The sequence below is a fragment of the Affinundibacterium fentianense genome, assembly GCF_018139545.1.
Classification (GTDB): Bacteria; Pseudomonadota; Gammaproteobacteria; order Burkholderiales; family Burkholderiaceae_D; genus Undibacterium; species Undibacterium fentianense.
Map to the genome: position 1 here is coordinate 75,467 of NZ_JAGSPJ010000006.1, position 18,405 is coordinate 93,871.

The 18,405-nt window shown below is 47.0% G+C and carries 17 protein-coding genes; 7 read left to right on the top strand and 10 right to left on the bottom strand.

Going from position 1 to position 18,405, the window contains the following annotated elements; translation table 11 throughout:
* Positions 1-58: 58 nt before the first annotated feature.
* Positions 59-247 (bottom strand): YgaP family membrane protein, encoded by a 189-nt coding sequence (locus KDM90_RS14060; protein ID WP_212676261.1) that lies wholly within the window; start codon positions 245-247, stop codon positions 59-61.
* 59 nt (positions 248-306) lie between these two features.
* A complete protein-coding gene (locus tag KDM90_RS14065) occupies positions 307-1,167 on the bottom strand; it encodes an MBL fold metallo-hydrolase (protein ID WP_212676262.1) in 861 nt (286 codons plus the stop codon).
* Between the two features lie 209 nt (positions 1,168-1,376).
* Between KDM90_RS14065 and KDM90_RS14070 the strand changes: the two genes are divergently transcribed.
* Positions 1,377-2,186 carry a sulfite exporter TauE/SafE family protein gene (locus KDM90_RS14070; RefSeq protein ID WP_230409819.1) on the top strand — a complete coding sequence of 270 codons (810 nt, stop codon included), beginning with the start codon at positions 1,377-1,379 and terminating at the stop codon, positions 2,184-2,186.
* Between the two features lie 129 nt (positions 2,187-2,315).
* Here the strand turns inward: KDM90_RS14070 and KDM90_RS14075 are convergent, their stop codons facing one another.
* On the bottom strand, positions 2,316-2,675 hold the full coding sequence (locus KDM90_RS14075; RefSeq protein ID WP_212676263.1) for an ArsR/SmtB family transcription factor: 360 nt from the start codon (positions 2,673-2,675) through the stop codon (positions 2,316-2,318).
* A gap of 284 nt (positions 2,676-2,959) precedes the next feature.
* On the opposite strand from KDM90_RS14075, the gene KDM90_RS14080 reads away from it, so the two are divergent.
* Complete coding sequence (locus tag KDM90_RS14080) at positions 2,960-5,548, top strand: M14 metallopeptidase family protein (RefSeq protein WP_212676264.1); 2,589 nt, start codon at positions 2,960-2,962, stop codon at positions 5,546-5,548.
* Between the two features lie 116 nt (positions 5,549-5,664).
* Here the strand turns inward: KDM90_RS14080 and mnmA are convergent, their stop codons facing one another.
* Together mnmA and KDM90_RS14090 are read right to left on the bottom strand one after the other, a co-directional pair.
* Positions 5,665-6,762: a tRNA 2-thiouridine(34) synthase MnmA gene (gene mnmA, locus KDM90_RS14085; RefSeq protein ID WP_212676265.1), complete on the bottom strand. Its 1,098-nt coding sequence runs from the start codon at positions 6,760-6,762 to the stop codon at positions 5,665-5,667.
* Between the two features lie 143 nt (positions 6,763-6,905).
* The gene (locus KDM90_RS14090; protein WP_212676266.1) at positions 6,906-7,400 is read right to left on the bottom strand and encodes an NUDIX hydrolase; all 495 of its coding nucleotides are present in this window, start codon (positions 7,398-7,400) and stop codon (positions 6,906-6,908) included.
* Between the two features lie 563 nt (positions 7,401-7,963).
* On the opposite strand from KDM90_RS14090, the gene KDM90_RS14095 reads away from it, so the two are divergent.
* The 4 genes from KDM90_RS14095 (at position 7,964) to KDM90_RS14110 (ending at position 11,549) form a co-directional block, all read left to right on the top strand.
* A complete protein-coding gene (locus tag KDM90_RS14095) occupies positions 7,964-9,079 on the top strand; it encodes a Re/Si-specific NAD(P)(+) transhydrogenase subunit alpha (protein WP_212676267.1) in 1,116 nt (371 codons plus the stop codon).
* A 108-nt stretch (positions 9,080-9,187) separates the two neighbouring features.
* Complete coding sequence (gene panD, locus KDM90_RS14100; protein ID WP_212676268.1) at positions 9,188-9,550, top strand: aspartate 1-decarboxylase; 363 nt, start codon at positions 9,188-9,190, stop codon at positions 9,548-9,550.
* Between the two features lie 230 nt (positions 9,551-9,780).
* Positions 9,781-10,104 (top strand): NAD(P) transhydrogenase subunit alpha part 2, encoded by a 324-nt coding sequence (locus KDM90_RS14105; RefSeq protein WP_212676269.1) that lies wholly within the window; start codon positions 9,781-9,783, stop codon positions 10,102-10,104.
* On the top strand, positions 10,104-11,549 hold the full coding sequence (locus tag KDM90_RS14110; RefSeq protein ID WP_212676270.1) for an NAD(P)(+) transhydrogenase (Re/Si-specific) subunit beta: 1,446 nt from the start codon (positions 10,104-10,106) through the stop codon (positions 11,547-11,549). The genes KDM90_RS14105 and KDM90_RS14110 overlap by 1 nt, the downstream gene beginning before the upstream one ends.
* Positions 11,550-11,703: 154 nt before the next feature.
* Here the strand turns inward: KDM90_RS14110 and rsfS are convergent, their stop codons facing one another.
* From rsfS to KDM90_RS14135, 5 genes are all read right to left on the bottom strand, one after another.
* Entirely contained in the window at positions 11,704-12,378 is a 675-nt protein-coding gene (gene rsfS, locus KDM90_RS14115; protein WP_212676271.1) for a ribosome silencing factor, read from the bottom strand.
* Positions 12,379-12,467: 89 nt separating this feature from the next.
* A complete protein-coding gene (gene nadD, locus KDM90_RS14120; protein ID WP_212676272.1) occupies positions 12,468-13,193 on the bottom strand; it encodes a nicotinate-nucleotide adenylyltransferase in 726 nt (241 codons plus the stop codon).
* On the bottom strand, positions 13,184-14,083 hold the full coding sequence (gene hemF / locus KDM90_RS14125; protein WP_212676273.1) for an oxygen-dependent coproporphyrinogen oxidase: 900 nt from the start codon (positions 14,081-14,083) through the stop codon (positions 13,184-13,186). The genes nadD and hemF overlap by 10 nt, the downstream gene beginning before the upstream one ends.
* Before the next feature lie 151 nt (positions 14,084-14,234).
* Entirely contained in the window at positions 14,235-15,509 is a 1,275-nt protein-coding gene (gene purD, locus KDM90_RS14130; RefSeq protein WP_212676274.1) for a phosphoribosylamine--glycine ligase, read from the bottom strand.
* A 202-nt stretch (positions 15,510-15,711) separates the two neighbouring features.
* Entirely contained in the window at positions 15,712-16,437 is a 726-nt protein-coding gene (locus KDM90_RS14135) for a YebC/PmpR family DNA-binding transcriptional regulator (protein ID WP_212676275.1), read from the bottom strand.
* 279 nt (positions 16,438-16,716) lie between these two features.
* On the opposite strand from KDM90_RS14135, the gene KDM90_RS14140 reads away from it, so the two are divergent.
* Positions 16,717-18,345 (top strand): helicase HerA-like C-terminal domain-containing protein, encoded by a 1,629-nt coding sequence (locus KDM90_RS14140; RefSeq protein WP_212676276.1) that lies wholly within the window; start codon positions 16,717-16,719, stop codon positions 18,343-18,345.
* The last annotated feature ends 60 nt before the right edge of the window (positions 18,346-18,405 follow it).

An 18,405-nucleotide genomic window follows, 5' to 3' on the forward strand; every position in this document is an offset into this window, starting at 1 on the left:
ATAAAGGCAGGTTTTAACGATTGAAATTTCATTCTCTGATCGATGTCCTGGTTGGCTTTTACTCTTTGCGACATGTTGAAATGCCAAATGGCATATAAGCTGGGCAAAAGCGGAATGTACCTGTCAAAATTGGTACGATGCCAATATATCCCCAGACGCCAATATAGCCGGTGGCGGCAGCTGCGATGAGACTCACTCCTGCGATAATGCGAACTAGACGATCAATGCTACCGACGTTCATTTTCATTTGAAGCTCCTAGAGAATTGGCATTAGCCAGTTGTGGGTGAAGGTGTGTTAAAAATAATTCAAAGTGCGTTTAGCGGAATTTTCAAGTAGCTGATTCCATTTGCTTCAGGCGGCGGCGGATTTCCCGCACGTATGTTGATCTGAATGGCAGGCAAAATGAGCACGGGCATTTCCAACCCAGCATCGCGTTGGGTACGCATCGCAACGAAGGCGTTCTCGTCAATTCCTTGATGGACATGAATATTCATTTCCTTTTGCGCACGCACATTACTTTCTATTGTGACTTCGCGATCTTTGGGTGGATAGTCATGACACATAAATAGACGCGTATCGTCAGGAAAACTGAGTAGTCGTTGAATCGATGCATACAGCATTCTTGCGTCGCCACCAGGAAAGTCACAGCGCGCTGTGCCGACATCCGGCATAAATAAAGTATCGCCAACAAAAATCGCATCGTCAATTTTGTAAGCGATGTCGGCAGGAGTATGTCCAGGGACAAATAAAGCTTGTGCTTGCAATTGTCCAATCTGAAAACATTCGTCAGCCTGAAACAGATGGTCAAATTGCGAGCCGTCGACTGCCAATTCTGGCTCTAGATGAAACAACTTTTTAAACACAGATTGGACTTGATTGATCCGAGCACCAATTGCGATTTTCCCGCCAGCTTCCTTCTGGAGATAATGCGCACCTGAAAAATGGTCAGCATGGGCATGCGTCTCGAGGATCCAGTCGAGTTGCAAATGATGTTGTTTAAGCGCGGCTAATATCTGATCTGCGGATTCCGTTTTGGTTCGTCCTGATTTTGGATCATAGTCCAACACCGGATCAATAACGGCGGCATGGCCTCCTTCAACATCGAACACCAAATAGGTTGCGGTGAAAGTTCGAGGGTCGAAAAAATGTTGTATTTGAGGTTTCATTCTTGGTTTATGGTTCTGGATAAACTAGATTTCCCATCATAGCAAACTAGGCTTCGAACGCAAGCATATCGAAGCATGGACGCGACGAAATCATCGGGATTCCTGATTCTGTTGATTTAGCACAGAGACAGCATCATTTCCGTATTTATTTAGCCCATAATGGTGTTTATCGTTTTTTTGAATCAATTTTGCGGAATGAATGAAGTCTCATGGATCTTGCTGCGATATTTGTTATTCTTCTGATCGGGCTTGCTGTAGGTCTGATTATGGGACTTACCGGTGCTGGAGGAGGGATGTTGGCAATTCCAGCCTTGGTATATAGCCAAGGATGGAGTATGCAAGCTGCAATGCCCGTTGCGTTGTTGGCAGTCAGTTTAGGTGCGTTGATCGGCGCTATTGATGGTTTACGACAAGCTCAAGTGCGCTACAAGGCTGCCATGCTCATGGCCTTAGTGGGCGCGCCTATGACTTCGGTTGGTGTGATGCTTGCGCAAAGGATGTCGCAGCGTTTTTTGATGAGTGCGTTTGCAGTCGTGTTATGTATTGTCGTTGCACGTTTAGTAGCCCAAGTCAGACAGCCACATGGTGTCACATCGCGTGATGATGTCGTTGCAAAAATAAATCAGCACACGGGAAAATTTGATTGGAGCTGGACAACCGCAACAATTATTAGTTTGATCGGTGCATGCGCTGGTTTTGCAACGGGCTTGCTGGGTGTTGGTGGTGGTTTTATTATTGTTCCTTTGCTTCGTCATTTCACTAATTTGAGTATGCAAAGTGCGGCAGCGACATCATTAATGGTCATTACATTGGTCGGCTCAATCGCGGTCACATCCGCAGTAGCACACGGCGCAGAATTACCGATTTTGATTTCATTGTGCTTTTCATGCGCCTCAGTGCTTGGTGTTTTGGCGGGGAGAAGGCTAGCGAATTTCTTACCTGCAGCGACGGTTCAATTGATTTTTGCTGGCTTATTGCTGGCGGTCGCCTTCAGTTTTTTTTGGCGAGCTTGGTTCTGATTTGTCTTTCTTATTTCATCAACCAATGTGAATACTTGGCTTGCGGCTCGGAGTGAATGAGCTTGTTCTGTGTGAGTCCCACATGAATGTGGTGACCAACATGATCGCTGGAAAGTTTATCGACAACTTTTATTTTTTCTTAGATTTCGGATTGTTTTTGGGCGTGAGAGCGTTCAGTAAATTTGCTTGTGACTCTAACTGCCGTGCTACGTTTCCACATACTAAATCACAAAGGGCATAAATGGATGAATCGGCAATGCGATAGAAAACCGTTGTCCCACGACCTTCGCGAATGACCATGCCGTGTTTCGCTAATGTTGATAAGTGGCGTGACACGTTTGCTTGAGAGCAGTCGCACGCATGTGCAATGTCTCCAACATTTTGTTCTCCATCTCGAAGATGATTCAAGATTTTTAGGCGAGTTGGTTCTGACAATGCAGAAAAATATTGTGCAACGTGACTTAGTGCTAACTCGGATAAACCTTCCATGGGATCGCAATCGTTCGTAAAAGAAGTAGTATTTTACACTTTTTGCATCGAGTTTCACTCTTTGCGCAAATAAGGCTTGGTTACCTTAATTTGTGAGATCGAAGTTATCTGTTTGAGAATGGCTGACGCTCGACCGGTAGACATCGATATCGATTTGAACTATTTAGTCAGTGCATGCTCTAAATGGAGCGACGCGGCCATGAAAAATTGCACGAAATTCATGTACAACATGTTTGCATTATCTTCATCACCATACAACAACTTGATAATAAATAGGTAGCCTTATGTCTCTAAAAAAAATCGCTCAGGCTGTGAGTCTTGCATTCTGTTTTTCACTTGCTCAGGCCCCCGCTCATGCGGCTGCGCCGTCAAGCGTCATTCCTGTGCATGCTCGTCTCGATAAAATCAGTACGCCAGCATCCGTGTTGGGTTTTGAACTTGGTGAGTGGCATGCGCGTCCTGAACAATTGGTCTCGTATTATCAATTACTGGCAATGCAATCGCCGCGCGTCAAAGTTCGAGTGGTCGGTTACACGCATGAACGTAGACCAATTTTGAATGTGATTATTACCAGTCAGAAAAACCATGAGCGCTTAGCAGAGATAGAAGCGGCGCGTGGTCGCGGTGACACCGATACTCCGCTGGTGGTATATTTGGGATACAGTGTGCATGGGAATGAACCGAGTGGCGCGAATGCTGCTCCTGCAGTAGCTTGGCATCTTGCTAGTTCGACGGATGATTCTGTGAATGCGATGTTGGAGCGCACCGTCGTCGTGATTGACCCTATGTTGAACCCTGATGGCTTAGCGCGCTTTGCGCATTGGGCAAATAGCAATCGTGGTCAAACCTTGGTCAGCGATCCCAATACCTTAGAACATCGTGAAGGCTGGCCAAGTGGCCGTGGCAATCATTACTGGTTCGATTTGAATCGTGATTGGTTGTGGTTACAACATCCTGAATCACGCGCACATGTAGGCACATTTCAAACTTGGCGTCCGCATGTGTTTGGTGACTTCCACGAACAAGGTACTGATGCTACCTATTTCTTTCAACCTGGCGTGCCTTCCCGTACCCATCCTTTGACGCCACAGAGTAATCAAAGCTTGACCGAAGCGATTTCTAAATTTCATATCAAAGCCTTAGATGCACGCGGCGAATTCTATTTTAGTCGCGAAGGTTTTGATGATTTTTATTATGGCAAAGGATCGACTTATCCTGATGTTCAAGGCAGTGTCGGGATCTTGTTTGAACAAGCCAGTTCACGTGGTCACATCCAAGATTCACGCAATGGCGTATTGAAGTTTGAACATACGATTGCGAATCAAATCACGACTTCATTGAGTACCTTGCAAGCGGCTGATGCGATGCGTGATCAGCTCATGGCGCATCAAAAAAACTTCTTTGATGAAGCGAAAAAGATGGCGCAAGCCGATACCAATCGCGCCATGTTATTTGCCGCAGAAGGCAATCCAGCGCGCTTGCGCGATTTTGCCAATTTGTTGAAGCAACACGGAATCGCGGTGCATCAAGTGAAAGGGAGTGTCACGATTAACGGTCAGCGTTACGATGCGAAAAATGCGATCGCGGTACCACTCAATCAAAGACAAAATCGATTGTTAGAGGGTATTACGGAATTACGTACGCAATTTAAAGACAATACTTTTTACGACGTCTCAGCCTGGAGCGTCACCAAAGCTTACGATCTCGCGAGTGCTAAAAGTGCTGGTGATGTGATTGGCGAACCTGTACAGGATTTGCCAAAAGCGATTTTGAAAGCGGAGTCGAATATTGCGTATGCCTTCGCGTGGGAAAACGATGATGCAGCGCCTTTGCTCGCAGAATTGATTCAGACCGGATTGCGCTTGCGCACGATCACTAAGCCAATGCGCATACAAACTACCGAAGGTACAAAAGATTTAGGCATAGGGAGTATCGTGATTCCTGTTGCGATGCAAAGTGCTTCTGCCGCCCATGTCGCCGAGATCGTACGTAAAGCGAGCGCAAAATTTAGCGTAGAGGTGATGGCATTGACCTCAGGTGCGGGCAGTACCGGTACAGATTTGGGTAGTGCTAGTTTGAAGTCTGTGGATCGTCCGCGTGTCGCTTTATTGGCGGGAGCAGGTTTAGATTCAACCTCGGTGGGTGAATTGTGGCATTGGTTGGATACGCACTTACGTTTACCTACGACGATGTTGAGTACGGATAGACTCGCCAGTGGACAATTGGAGCGTTATACCCATATCGTGATGGCCGATGGTAGTTATCGTTTAAGCGACGAGGCGAATAAAAACATCGAACGTTTTGTGAAACAAGGCGGTGTCATTATTGGCGTTGAAGGCGCATTAAATTGGGCTAGCAGCCAGTCATATTTGCATACCAAATTGGTCAAGGCTGAAGCGAGTAAGAAAGCAGATGCGGATAGAGCGGACGAAAAGAAATCCAAAGACTCGCGTTTGGCGTACAAAGATCAAGATGCGAATAGTGCCAAAGAATTGGTGGCTGGCGTGATCTTTGAGACCGAAATCGATCGTAGTCATCCCATCGCCGCAGGACTGCCGCGTGACACTTTACCAGTATTTCGTGCGCAAGCAGACGTGTATAGACTTGAAGGTGATCGCTACGGCACCGTTGCCGCTTACAGTAACGTTCCGGTAATGAGTGGTTATGTTTCCGCAGAAAATGCGAAACGCATCGCGGGCTCAGCCGCAATTACAGCAGAGCGAGTAGGCAATGGTAGCGTGATTTTAGCCAGCGCGGCCTTGGGTTTCCGCAGTGGTTGGGTAGGTAGTCGACGTGTACTAGAAAATGCCTTGTTCTTCGGCAAAGCCTTTGAGAAAGCGCGGGCCGAAGGCGATGAGGTTGAAGAGGAGTAATTCGTTTCAGTGTTGTCGGAATCGTAGGGCGGGTTGCACCCGCCCTACAAATTTCCTTCATTCATTTGATTGCGATGGTGGCGATGAATTGTCGCCATCATTAAGGATGGCTTCGCCTATGCAGAAGCAGAATTAATAATCCCACCACCTAAACATACATCACCGTCATACAACACCGCAGATTGCCCCGGCGTGACTGCCCATTGGGCTTCGTCAAAGTGCAATTGGAATTGTTCGTTATTGCCGTTAAAACGGCATGCCATATCGGGTTGACGATAACGCGTCTTAGCAGAGAGTTTTTCGAGGTCGGGCGCCTGTCCGGCGATCCAACTGACTTGTGCCGCCTCTAAGGAATGAGACAGCAACCACGGATGATCGTGACCTTGTACCGCGTACAGGCGATTGTTCGGCACATCTTTGCGCGCCACATACCAAGCATCACTACTACCATCGATATTTTGGTGCGACTTAATGCCGCCTATGCCTATACCTTTGCGTTGGCCTAAAGTGTAAAAGCTCAGGCCTACATGCTGACCAATGACTTCTTCCTCAGCGGTGCGGATTTCACCCGGCGCGTACGATAAATAACGATTCAAAAATTCGCGGAAAGGGCGTTCACCGATAAAGCAAATACCCGTTGAGTCTTTCTTTTTCGCATTCGGTAAATTGATTTGTTCAGCGATTTTACGCACTTCGGTTTTATTGATTTCACCGAGAGGGAATAGCGTATTTTTGAGTTGTGCCTGATTCAAACGATGCAAAAAATAACTTTGATCTTTGCTGGCATCGAGTGCTTTAAGCAATTGAAACTCACCATTGACTTCACGCACGCGCGCATAGTGACCTGTCGCAATGTAATCCGCACCGAGTTTCATCGCGTGATCGAGAAATGCCTTAAACTTGATTTCTGCATTACACAATACGTCAGGATTGGGTGTGCGACCAGCCTGATATTCGCGCAAGAATTCGGCGAATACGCGGTCTTTGTATTCACTGGCAAAATTGACGGTTTCAATATCAACACCAACCACGTCGGCGACGCTGACCGCGTCAATTAAATCTTCGCGCGTTGAGCAATATTCAGAATTGTCATCGTCTTCCCAGTTTTTCATAAACAAGCCAATGACCTCGTAGCCTTGCTCTTTCAAGAGCCAAGCTGAGACCGAAGAATCGACTCCACCGGACATACCGATGACTACACGTTTTTTACTCATGAATATTCCTACTGATTTTTGTTACTTTGTTGTCGTTGCTTAGTTGCTTAACAGTGCGAGTTTCGCCTGCCCTACGATTTATTTGCATCTTCTCATCTAAGCTACAAGCCTGAAAAGGTGAATTCAAAGTCGCTTGGCGTCTTTTAATTTGCCGAAATCGTCACACTAGGATGCGTGTACATCAAATCTAAAGGCGCTCTTTGTCCCGCCAGATAGTCCTGTAAACACTTCAAAATCAAGGGGCTGCGATGCATTTCTTGGCATGCCAGAATTTCTTCATAGGTCATCCACAATGCCCGCAAAATACCGTGATCTAATGGGCGGTCATGTTGTGCGATGACTTTGCCACAAAATGCAAATCGCAAATACGTCACTTCTTTGCCTGAATTCGGTGAAATAAATTTCGACATATATGTGCCAACTAGCGCTTCCGGCACAAACTCATGCGCCGTTTCTTCCATGGTTTCGCGGATGACTGCTTGCTCTAGGCTTTCGTTAGGATCAAGATGTCCGGCGGCTTGATTCAGGCGCACACCTTCGGGTGTGGTTTCTTCTATCATCAAGAATTCTAGGCGCTCACCGTTTTGGCGCGGCACAATCGCGGCAACAGTGACAGAGGGTTTCCAAGTTTCAGACATAAGCGGGGCAGACAATCAATCAAGTCAATATTTTACCCTTTTAAGCGTCTTTCTAAGCGCGAGCGAGGTTAAATCAAGATTCGAATTTACTAATAAAGATTCTATCTATAGAAAAACGCATCAGGCTTGTTATTATTTTTTACATAAAAATGTAGTCGATCAAGATCTAATTTAACGCCAACTTTTATTTGCAGAAGTCTTATCTGGTACGGGTTTGCGCCAATTTTTCTTGTTCTAGCTCTCGTAAACGGTGCGCTGAAGCAGTGCAAGTTATTTCTTAGTGGCGTGCTTCAGTGTGCTTTTCTTGTGCCAGATTGGTGCGTTTTTCGTGTAATATCGTTGTCGAATATTAAATGTAAGATCCCTCCGGCAGTTCAAATTTGTATGCAGTTCGCAGTCGCTGGTAATAGCTTAGTAGGTAGTGCAAGTGGATTAAATCCTTGTCAGTTTTTGTTTTGTTTCCTGCTTTATCCAAGTAAGAAACTTCTGCGTAACATGGTGTACCTGAAGTCATCACTTTTGCCATTGAACCTAAGGCTATCAACAATAAAAAGGAGTTCTTTATGAAAATCGGCATTCCCGCCGAAACCCGGTCGGGCGAGACGCGCGTTGCGGCGACCCCAGAAACAATTAAGAAATATGTGAGTGCTAAGCACCAGGTTGTCGTACAAGCTGGTGCTGGTATTGCCTCTTCAATTACGGATGAGGCCTATCAGGCCGCAGGCGCGACGATAGGCACAGCTGCTGAAGCATTTGATGCTGAGTTGATTTTGAAAGTGCGTGCGCCTTCGGTGGAAGAACGTGCTTTGGTCAAATCGGGTGCGGTGGTGGTTGGCATGCTCAATCCTTTTGATGCAGACAATATTGCTGCTATGGCAGCACGCGGTATTACTGCCTTCTCTTTAGAAGCTGCGCCGCGGATTACACGTGCGCAGTCATTGGACGTATTGTCTTCACAGGCAAATATCGCGGGCTATAAAGCCGTTATGCTGGCAGCGAATACTTATCAACGCTTTATGCCTATGTTGATGACTGCGGCGGGTACAGTAAAAGCTGCGCGGGTCTTGATCATGGGTGTGGGTGTCGCGGGTTTGCAAGCGATTGCGACTGCTAAGCGTTTAGGTGCGGTGATCGAAGCCTCCGATGTGCGCCCGCCAGTCAAAGAGCAAGTCGAATCCTTGGGTGCGAAATTTATCGACGTGCCATACGAAACTGATGAAGAACGCGAAATCGCCAAAGGCGTTGGCGGCTATGCGCGTCCTATGCCAGCCGCATGGATGGCACGTCAAGCTGCACTGGTGCATGAACGTGCGAAGCAAGCTGATATCATTATTACCACTGCCTTGATCCCGGGCCGCAAAGCACCGATTTTGATTTCCGAAGAAACCGTTAAGGCGATGAAACCGGGTTCTGTGATTGTGGATATGGCAGTCGAGCAGGGCGGTAATTGTCCTCTGTCTGAACTGAATAAAACCGTCACGAAATACGGTGTTCACATTATTGGTGAGCCGAACTTAGCGACCTTGGTGGCTGCCGATGCTTCTGCATTGTATGCCCGCAACATTCTCGATTTCTTGAAATTGATTATCGATAAAGAAGCGAATTTGGCGATCAACAAAGAAGATGAAATCGTCGTCGCTACGATGATGTGCTCTGGTGGCGAAGTGTTGAAGAAATAAATTTGAAAACGATGAAAAGCATCTCAAACGCGAAAACCTAAAGAAGTGCGAGGGAAGTTTTGATTCGCTTTTTAACTATCAGTTTTAAATAGAAGTTTTGAGGAAATTATGCAAAGAAATATGTTACGCGCCAAGATTCATCGCGTTTCTGTGACTCAATGTGATTTGAACTATGAAGGTTCATGCGGTATCGACGAGGATTTGCTCGATGCCGCCGATATTAAGGAACATGAACGGATTGAACTCTACAACATCAATAACGGCGAGCGCTTTGCTACTTACGCGATTAAAGGCAAACGCGGCAGTGGTGAAATCTCTCTAAATGGTGCTGCAGCTCGACGCGTACAACTGGGCGATTTGATGATAATTTGCACCTACGCACCAATGGACGACGAAGTCGCAGCCAACTTCAAACCGAAAGTCGTGTTCGTTGATGCAAAGAACAAAATCACTAGTTTGAAAGAATATTGATTTGCTGAGATTTTCAAAGACGATGAAATAAGAGAATTACTGAAGTCTAATGCGGTTTAGCTAAGCTCGATACAACAAGGCGTCATTCCCGCGCAGGCGGGAATCCAGTGGCGTAAAGGCTCAAAGACACTGGATCCCTGCCTACGCAGGGATGACAACGACAGAGAGAAAATTAATCTGAGCAGCATTACAACTGAAGTCCCTTTTAACGTAAATAAAGAGAGAACGTCATGGATGTAGTAAGTCATACACTCACTAATTTGATCATTTTTGTACTGGCAATTTATGTCGGTTATCACGTGGTCTGGACCGTAACACCCGCATTGCACACGCCTTTGATGGCGGTGACGAATGCGATCTCTGCGATCATCATCGTGGGTGCGATGTTGGCCGCAGGCTTAACCGAAGGTGCGCTAGCCCAAGTGATGGGCACACTGGCGGTTGCACTGGCTGCAGTCAATGTCTTTGGCGGCTTCTTAGTCACTCAGAGGATGCTAGAGATGTTTAAGAAAAAAGAGCCTAAAGCAAAAGTAGAGCAGAAGGAGGCGCAATAATGAGTATGAATCTCGTCACGATGCTCTATCTGATTGCATCGGTATGTTTTATTCAAGCGCTCAAAGGTTTATCGCATCCATCAACCGCACGTAAAGGCAATGCCTTCGGTATGATCGGAATGGCGATTGCAGCCTTTACGACAGTTGCGCTGATCGTTAAATTGAAAAACGAAGCGGCCGGCGCTGGTTTGGGTTACGGCTTGGTGATAGTCGGTATCGTCGTTGGTGGCGGTATTGGTGCCACTTTAGCGAAGCGCGTAGAGATGACCAAGATGCCAGAACTAGTAGCAGCGATGCACTCATTGATCGGTTTGGCTGCTGTATGTATCGCCGTCGCGGTGGTTGCAGAACCATGGATTTTCAATATCACCACACGTGATGCAGCAATTCCATTTGGTAACCGTATCGAATTATTCATCGGTACTTTCGTCGGTGCAATCACTTTCTCAGGTTCGGTGATCGCCTTCGGTAAATTGTCCGGTAAATATAAATTCCGTTTGTTCCAAGGCGCACCAGTGAGTTTTACTGGTCAACACATGCTGAACTTGGTGCTGGCAATCGCGATGGTTGGTCTCGGCTTGGTATTCTGTTTTGATGGTGGCGTTGCGCCAGCTTGGACACCTTTTATTTTGATGACGGCAATCGCATTTGTGTTGGGTGTGCTCATCATCATTCCGATTGGCGGCGCAGATATGCCGGTCGTAGTGTCGATGTTGAACAGCTACTCTGGTTGGGCCGCCGCTGGGATTGGTTTTTCATTGAATAACTCGATGTTGATTATCGCAGGTTCTTTAGTTGGTTCGTCTGGCGCGATTCTGTCTTACATCATGTGTAAAGCCATGAACCGTTCCTTCTTCAACGTGATCCTGGGTGGTTTCGGCGGTGCACCAGCAGAAGCAGCAGCGGGTGGCGGCGCACAACGTACGGTTAAATCTGGTTCCCCAGATGACGTCGCTTTCTTGTTGGGTAACGCAGAAACCGTCATCATAGTTCCAGGCTATGGTTTAGCGGTAGCACGTGCGCAACATGCATTAAAAGAATTGACTGAAAAGCTCACGCATAAAGGCATCACGGTAAAGTACGCGATTCACCCAGTGGCAGGTCGGATGCCTGGTCACATGAACGTCTTGTTGGCGGAAGCCGAAGTGCCATATGACCAAGTGTTTGAGATGGAAGACATCAACAGCGAATTCGGGCAAGCTGACGTGGTCTTGGTTTTAGGCGCGAACGACGTTGTGAATCCAGCGGCAAAAGATCCCAAATCGCCGATTGCGGGTATGCCGATTCTTGAGGCGTATAAAGCGAAGACGATTATCGTGAATAAACGATCTATGGCATCTGGTTATGCTGGTTTGGATAATGAGTTGTTCTATATGGATAAGACGATGATGGTGTTTGGGGATGCTAAGAAGGTGATTGAGGATATGGTGAAGGCTGTGGAGTAATCCGTTTTTCTATGTTTTGATTGCTTGTGAAAAAGCCCGCAAAATCTTTTGATTTTGCGGGCTTTTTTTGTCATTTCGTGTTTGGAAAAAATTGAGTGCAATTGCCTCTTTTCTTGATCCACTTGACGAAATAAAATGGCTAATTGATCACGATTTATTCTGCGGTTTTACGACGCGTTGTTGCTTTCTTCGCTGCTGCTTCTTTTGATGATGCAGTGGCTGTTTTCGTCGCTGCGACTTTTACACGACCGCCAGATGGGATCTTTGGCGTTGCAGACGTTGCACGGGGCTTCCGAGCTGGCTTTTCACCTGCCAACTCAGCAGCCACTTTGCTCACGCGTGGTTTGCGTTTTGGCTTTTCGTCTTCTACCGTCGTTTGAATCGCCATCATATCGGGCGTTACTTCGACTGGTGCGGCTTTAGAACGTGAACGTTTTGGTTTTTCTTCATCCAAAGGACCAGCGGTCATTTTGCTTGCAGTACGTTTCGCTGCGCCCATTTTGACTTCTTTGCCGCCCCAGAGTTCTTCCAAACGGTAATAAGCACGGATTGCTGGTTGCATGATGTGAACCACCATATCACCCAAATCGACCAGCACCCATTCACCAGTCGCTTCACCTTCCATACCAACGATGTCACCGCCGCTCTCTTTGACCTTGTCGCGTACTGAAGCAGCGAGTGCTTTAGTTTGACGATTAGAAGTACCTGATACCACGCAAACGCGATCGAACAAGCTAGTGATTTCAGTGGTGTCGAAGATTTGTATGTCTTGACCTTTAACGTCTTCTAATGCGTCGAAGACCAATGTTTGCAATTTTTTGATATCCATAATGTCCTATCTATCTTAATTTCTTATCATCCTGATTGCTGCGTCACTACTAGGTAGATACTGCATTTATTCAGCTTAATCGTTTTGCGCTAATTGTAAATGTGATGCACTTGAAGGTAGTCTAACACCTTGCGTGGAATAAGCGAGGTGGTTTCCTTGGTTTGCCCTTGTTGCTGCAATTCGTCGCGAATTCGTGTTGCAGAAATATCCCAAGCCAGATCAGTTTCTAGCCAAGTTTTACCAAAAGAACATTGCTTTAGATCTTCAATAGCGCCATTTGCTTGCTGCCAGAGCGCGGCAAATTCGCGGGGTAATGTGTCGAGTTGCAAGCTGTAGCCTGGTCTTGCGGCAACGACGATGTGTGCTAATTTAAAAATTTGTTGCCAGTTTTTCCACGTTGCGAAATTGTGAAATTGGTCGGCACCAATGAGTAAAATAAGCGCGATCTCCTCATTTGACTGAGCATTACCCCATTGAGATCGCATATTAGTTAAGGTATCCACCGTGTAGCTAGGAATCTGCGCCGCGGCACGTTCTACCTCTTGTTGGTCGATGCTGAAGGGGACCGATAATTGCTCATCAAATGCCAATTCCAACATCTTAATTCTTTGTTCTGCTGTCGCCTTTAATTGGGCTTTTTGCCAAGGCTGCCCCGCAGGTACTAAGCGGACTTCATCAACTTCAAGTCGCTTTGCAAAATGCTGCACTAATGCAAGGTGCCCCATGTGAACGGGATCGAAACTACCACCAAACACCAGTATCGAGCGCTTGACTGCGGTGGCTGCAGCATTTGCGAAAACGGATTTTACACCCATTCCTTGTGTACCAAAAAATCCGTCGCCAATTTGGCTTCTGCGCTTCCCGCCTCAGGCCTCCAATCGTAGCGCCATTTTACAATCGGCGGCATCGACATCAAGATGGATTCAGTACGACCACCGGACTGCAGACCGAATAGAGTGCCGCGATCAAATACTAAATTAAATTCTACGTAACGCCCACGACGATAGGCTTGGAAATCGCGCTCGGTTTCGCCGTAAGCGAGGTCTTTGCGACGTTCGAGAATCGGGCGATAGGCTTTCAAAAAGCCATCACCAACGCTCTTGGTCATCGCAAAGCTTTGTTCAAATGATTGCTCATTAAAATCATCAAAGAAAATACCCCCTACGCCGCGCGCTTCTTTGCGATGCTTGAGATAAAAATACTCATCGCACCATTTCTTAAAGCGCGGATGTAAATCCGCACCAAACGGGGTCAAGGCATCTTTGCAAGTTTGATGGAAATGTTTTGCATCTTCTTCAAAGCCATAATACGGCGTCAAATCCATACCACCGCCAAACCACCATACCGGATCTTGTCCCTCGGCATAAGTGGTAAAGAAGCGCACATTCAAGTGAACCGTCGGCGCATAAGGATTGCGTGGATGCAGCACCAAAGACACGCCCATTGCTTCCCAACGGCGGCCTGCTAATTCTGGACGACTTGCGGCGGCAGATGGGGGCAGATTTTTACCCATCACATGGGAAAAATTCACTCCACCACGTTCAAATACTTTGCCTTCTTCGATCACCCGCGAGATACCGCCACCGCCTTCGGGGCGCTCCCAGCTGTCGGTAATAAAACGGCAGCCATCAACTTCTTCCATCGCAGCAACGATGGAAGCTTGTAGGCTTAGTAAATAGTCTTTAACGGAATTGGCGTCGGTCATGATAAATGAATTTTTTTAAACCTCTCAACACAAAAGCACAGAGATGAGGAGGAAAGGCAAAAGCGAGTGTCCTTAATTGCTTTTTCTCTTGCCACTCCTCTGTACCTCTGTGTCTCTGTGTTGAGTGGTTTTTAGTTCTTAATGTTTGTGATCAATGCTTACGATTCAACGCACGCCAGCCAATATCTTTACGATATTGCGCGCCTTGGAATTGAATCTTTTCAACTACATCATAAGCATGTTTTTGCGCAGTTTTGACTGTATCGCCAAGACCGACCACACATAACACGCGACCACCGGACACACTCAACTTGCCACCTGCTAAGGCGGTACCAGCATGGAAAGTGATGCAATCAGCAGTTTCTGCGGGAATGCCATTAATATCTGCACCTTTTTCTGGTGCATCGGGATAGCCCGCGGCTGCCATCACCACACCCATCGCGGTGCGTCTATCCCATTCGAGTTCAACCGTATCAAGTGTACCGTTAACGGCATGTTCTACCACGCTGATGAAATCTGTTTTGAGGCGCGACATGATAGGTTGTGTCTCTGGATCACCCATGCGGCAATTAAATTCCAAAGTCTTAGGATTGCCCGCTTCATCAATCATCAAACCTGCATACAAAAAGCCTGTGAACACGATGCCGTCCTTCGCCATGCCTTGTACGGTTGGTTGAATGATTTCGCGCATCACACGCGCATGCAATTGTGGTGTCACGATCGGTGCAGGGGAATACGCGCCCATGCCGCCCGTGTTTGGCCCTTGGTCATGATCAAGTAAGCGCTTGTGATCTTGGCTGGTCGCTAATGGCAAAATATTCTTACCATCCACCATCACGATAAAACTCGCTTCTTCACCAGCCAAAAATTCTTCGATGACGACGCGCGCGCCTGCATCACCGAGCTTGTTATCCGATAACATCATATCGACCGCAGCATGTGCTTCGTCGGCTGTCATCGCAACTACGACACCTTTACCTGCCGCCAAGCCATCCGCCTTAATCACGATCGGTGCGCCTTTTTGGTTCAGGTAGTCGTGTGCAGCTTGTAAGTCGGAAAAGGTTTGGTATTCCGCAGTGGGAATATGGTGACGGTGCATGAAGGCTTTGGCGAAATCTTTGGAGCTTTCGAGTTGTGCTGCTTCTTTCGTTGGTCCAAAAATTTTCAGACCTTTTTCACGGAAGATATTCACGATACCTGCCGCGAGTGGCACTTCAGGCCCCACGACGGTGAGGCCGATATGCTCTTGGATCGCAAATTCTGCTAAAGCATGTGGATCAGTGATATTCACGTTCTTCAGATTCTTATTTAATTCTGTGCCGCCATTACCAGGCGCGACAAAAATCATTTGCGCGCGTTCAGATTGCGCTAATTTCCATGCCAATGCATGTTCACGACCACCGGAGCCGACTACGAGAATTTTCATTATTTACTCTGAATAGTTGAGTTGAATTGATGTTTGCTACGAATTGCGACTTTTTCGCTAAATCAAAATGCGAACCTAAGATGCTTCAGAAATTCAATTTCAGGGATGCTGCGCTAGGCGCGCACCGGAGCAATACGTCGGTATTGCGAGGATGCGCAACAACGCGAAGCGCCCTGCAATTGGATTTATGAACATCTCAATCTTATTCTTCGATGATCGCATTGGTAAATACTTCCTGCACGTCATCGAGATTTTCTAATGCATCAATAATTTTCTGCATCTTGATCGCGTCTTCGCCTGTGAACACGGTTTCAGTTTGCGGCTTCATCACGACTTCTGCCACTTCTGGTTTGAATCCTGCTTTTTCTAAGGCATCTTTCAGTGCTGACAAATCATGTGGTGGGCAAGTGACTTCGATACCGCCTTCATCATCCGTGATCACATCATCTGCACCGGCTTCTAATGCTGCTTCCATCAGTGCATCTTCATTTGTGCCTGGGGCAAAAAACATTTGACCGCAATGCGTAAACAAGAACGCCACTGAACCTTCGGTACCCATATTGCCGCCATACTTATTAAATGCATGACGCACTTCAGCCACCATACGCACACGATTATCCGTCATACAATCAACGATAATCGCCGCACCGCCGATACCATAACCTTCGTAACGCACTTCTTCATAGTTAGCACCTTCCAAAGTACCGGCACCACGTTGAATCGCACGCGTGACGTTTTCCTTCGGCATATTGGCATCTGCTGCTTTATCCACAGCCAAACGCAAACGCGGGTTGGAATTGACATCTTCGCCGCCCATGCGTGCTGCAACCGTGATTTCTTTAATCAAGCGTGTCCAGATCTTGCCGCGCTTTGCGTCGGTCGCTGCTTTTTTATGCTTGATATTGGCCCATTTACTATGTCCTGCCATGATTGCTCTTTCTAAAATTGGCAATCCTTTGCACCTATTGCCGATTACCCATTCTTTATGAGTACTTGTTCAAGGTAATTTTTATCATTCGCTAACAATTCAGACATGTCGCGATGGAAACTTTGCAAAGGATTGGTTTTATAATGAAGACCGCTATTCTAACATAGAGCACTTAGGCAAAACCGCGCGCAAGAAGCCGAACTAGCTTGGTTTGCACAAGTTTTCTACAATTGATTCGAATAATTATCTCTTTCCGCCTATTTATAAGCCGAGTAAACCATGTCAAAACCTCTCTTAATCGCCAAGTCTATTGCGAAAAATCAAACTTTTGATCTTCATTTACTCTCGGACTGGGCCAACCGTCATGGCTGCATCACAGGCGCCACTGGCACTGGAAAATCTGTGACTTTACAGGTGCTAGCACAGTCATTCTCCGACATCGGAGTGCCAGTCTTTATGGCAGACGTCAAAGGCGATTTGTCGGGCATGGCACAAGCTGGGCAATTAACACCGAAGATGCAACAGCGCCTCGACTTATTAAATATTGATGCGCCAAGCTGGAAAGCATGTCCTGTCACATTTTGGGATGTTTTTGGCAAACAAGGCCATCCCGTACGCGCCACGATTTCCGACCTCGGGCCTTTGTTACTCGGTCGCATGTTGAATCTCAACGAGACACAAGAAGGTGTATTGCAACTCGCGTTTAAGATTGCCGATGATCATGGCTTGCTCTTACTGGATGTCAAAGATTTACGTGCCATGCTGCAGTACCTCGGCGATAACGCGTCGGAATTTCAGACTGAATACGGCAACATCTCGGCGGCAAGTATCGGTGCAATTCAACGTGCTTTACTTGCGATGGGCGAACAAGGTGGCGATGAGTTCTTCGGCGAGCCCATGCTTAACCTAGACGACATGATGCAAACCGATACCAGTGGCAGAGGATTTATCAATATTCTGGCGGCAGATCAACTCTTACAATCGCCGCGTTTGTATTCGACCTTTCTGTTATGGATGTTATCTGAACTGTATGAAAACCTGCCCGAAGTCGGCGATGTTGAACAACCGAAGATGGTGTTCTTCTTCGATGAAGCCCATCTCTTGTTTGACGAAGCGCCGAAAGTATTACTGCAAAAAATCGAACAAGTCGTCAGACTGATACGCTCAAAAGGCGTCGGTGTCTATTTTGTCACCCAAAATCCGCTCGACATTCCAGACACAGTCTTGGGGCAATTAGGCAATCGCGTACAACATGCATTGCGCGCATATACCCCACGCGATCAAAAAGCGGTGCAAGCTGCAGCAGAAACTTTCCGCCCTAATCCTGAGCTCGATACCGCAGCCGTCATCAGTGAATTGGGCGTGGGTGAAGCCTTGATTTCTTTCCTTGACGAAAAAGGTCGCCCGAATATCGTGCAACGTGGTTTTATCGTACCGCCTGCATCGCAAATCGGTGCGATCACACCGGAGCAGCGCAAAGAAGTGATGGCCAATTCGATCGTCGCAGGAGTGTATGAAAAAGCGATCGATCGTGAATCTGCTTATGAAAAAATTAAAGGTCGGGTCGCGCAGAATCCAGCCAATTCGCAGCCCCAAGCGCCAAGCTCGAATTCTCAACAACCGCCAATGGACACCGGCGCTTGGGGACGCTCAGCTGGCAATTCGGCAGATTCAAAGACTAGCAGTTCTGGTAGGGATGCAACGACGGTGGGTTCGACAGAGTCAGCGGGAGGCGGTTTAGCGGGAACTTTTGGCGATATGTTCGGTAACTTATTTGGTGGTTCAAGAATTCGTCGTAAAGATAATGTCGCCGAAACGATGGTGAAATCTGCAGTCAGAACCATAGGGTCGCAAGTTGGGCGAGAGATTATTCGTGGTGTTTTGGGGTCTATCCTGAAAAAACGTTGATCTTAGTCGATGAGAACGACAAAGTCGTCATAGCATCTTCGTGGCTTGTCGTGCGCTGGT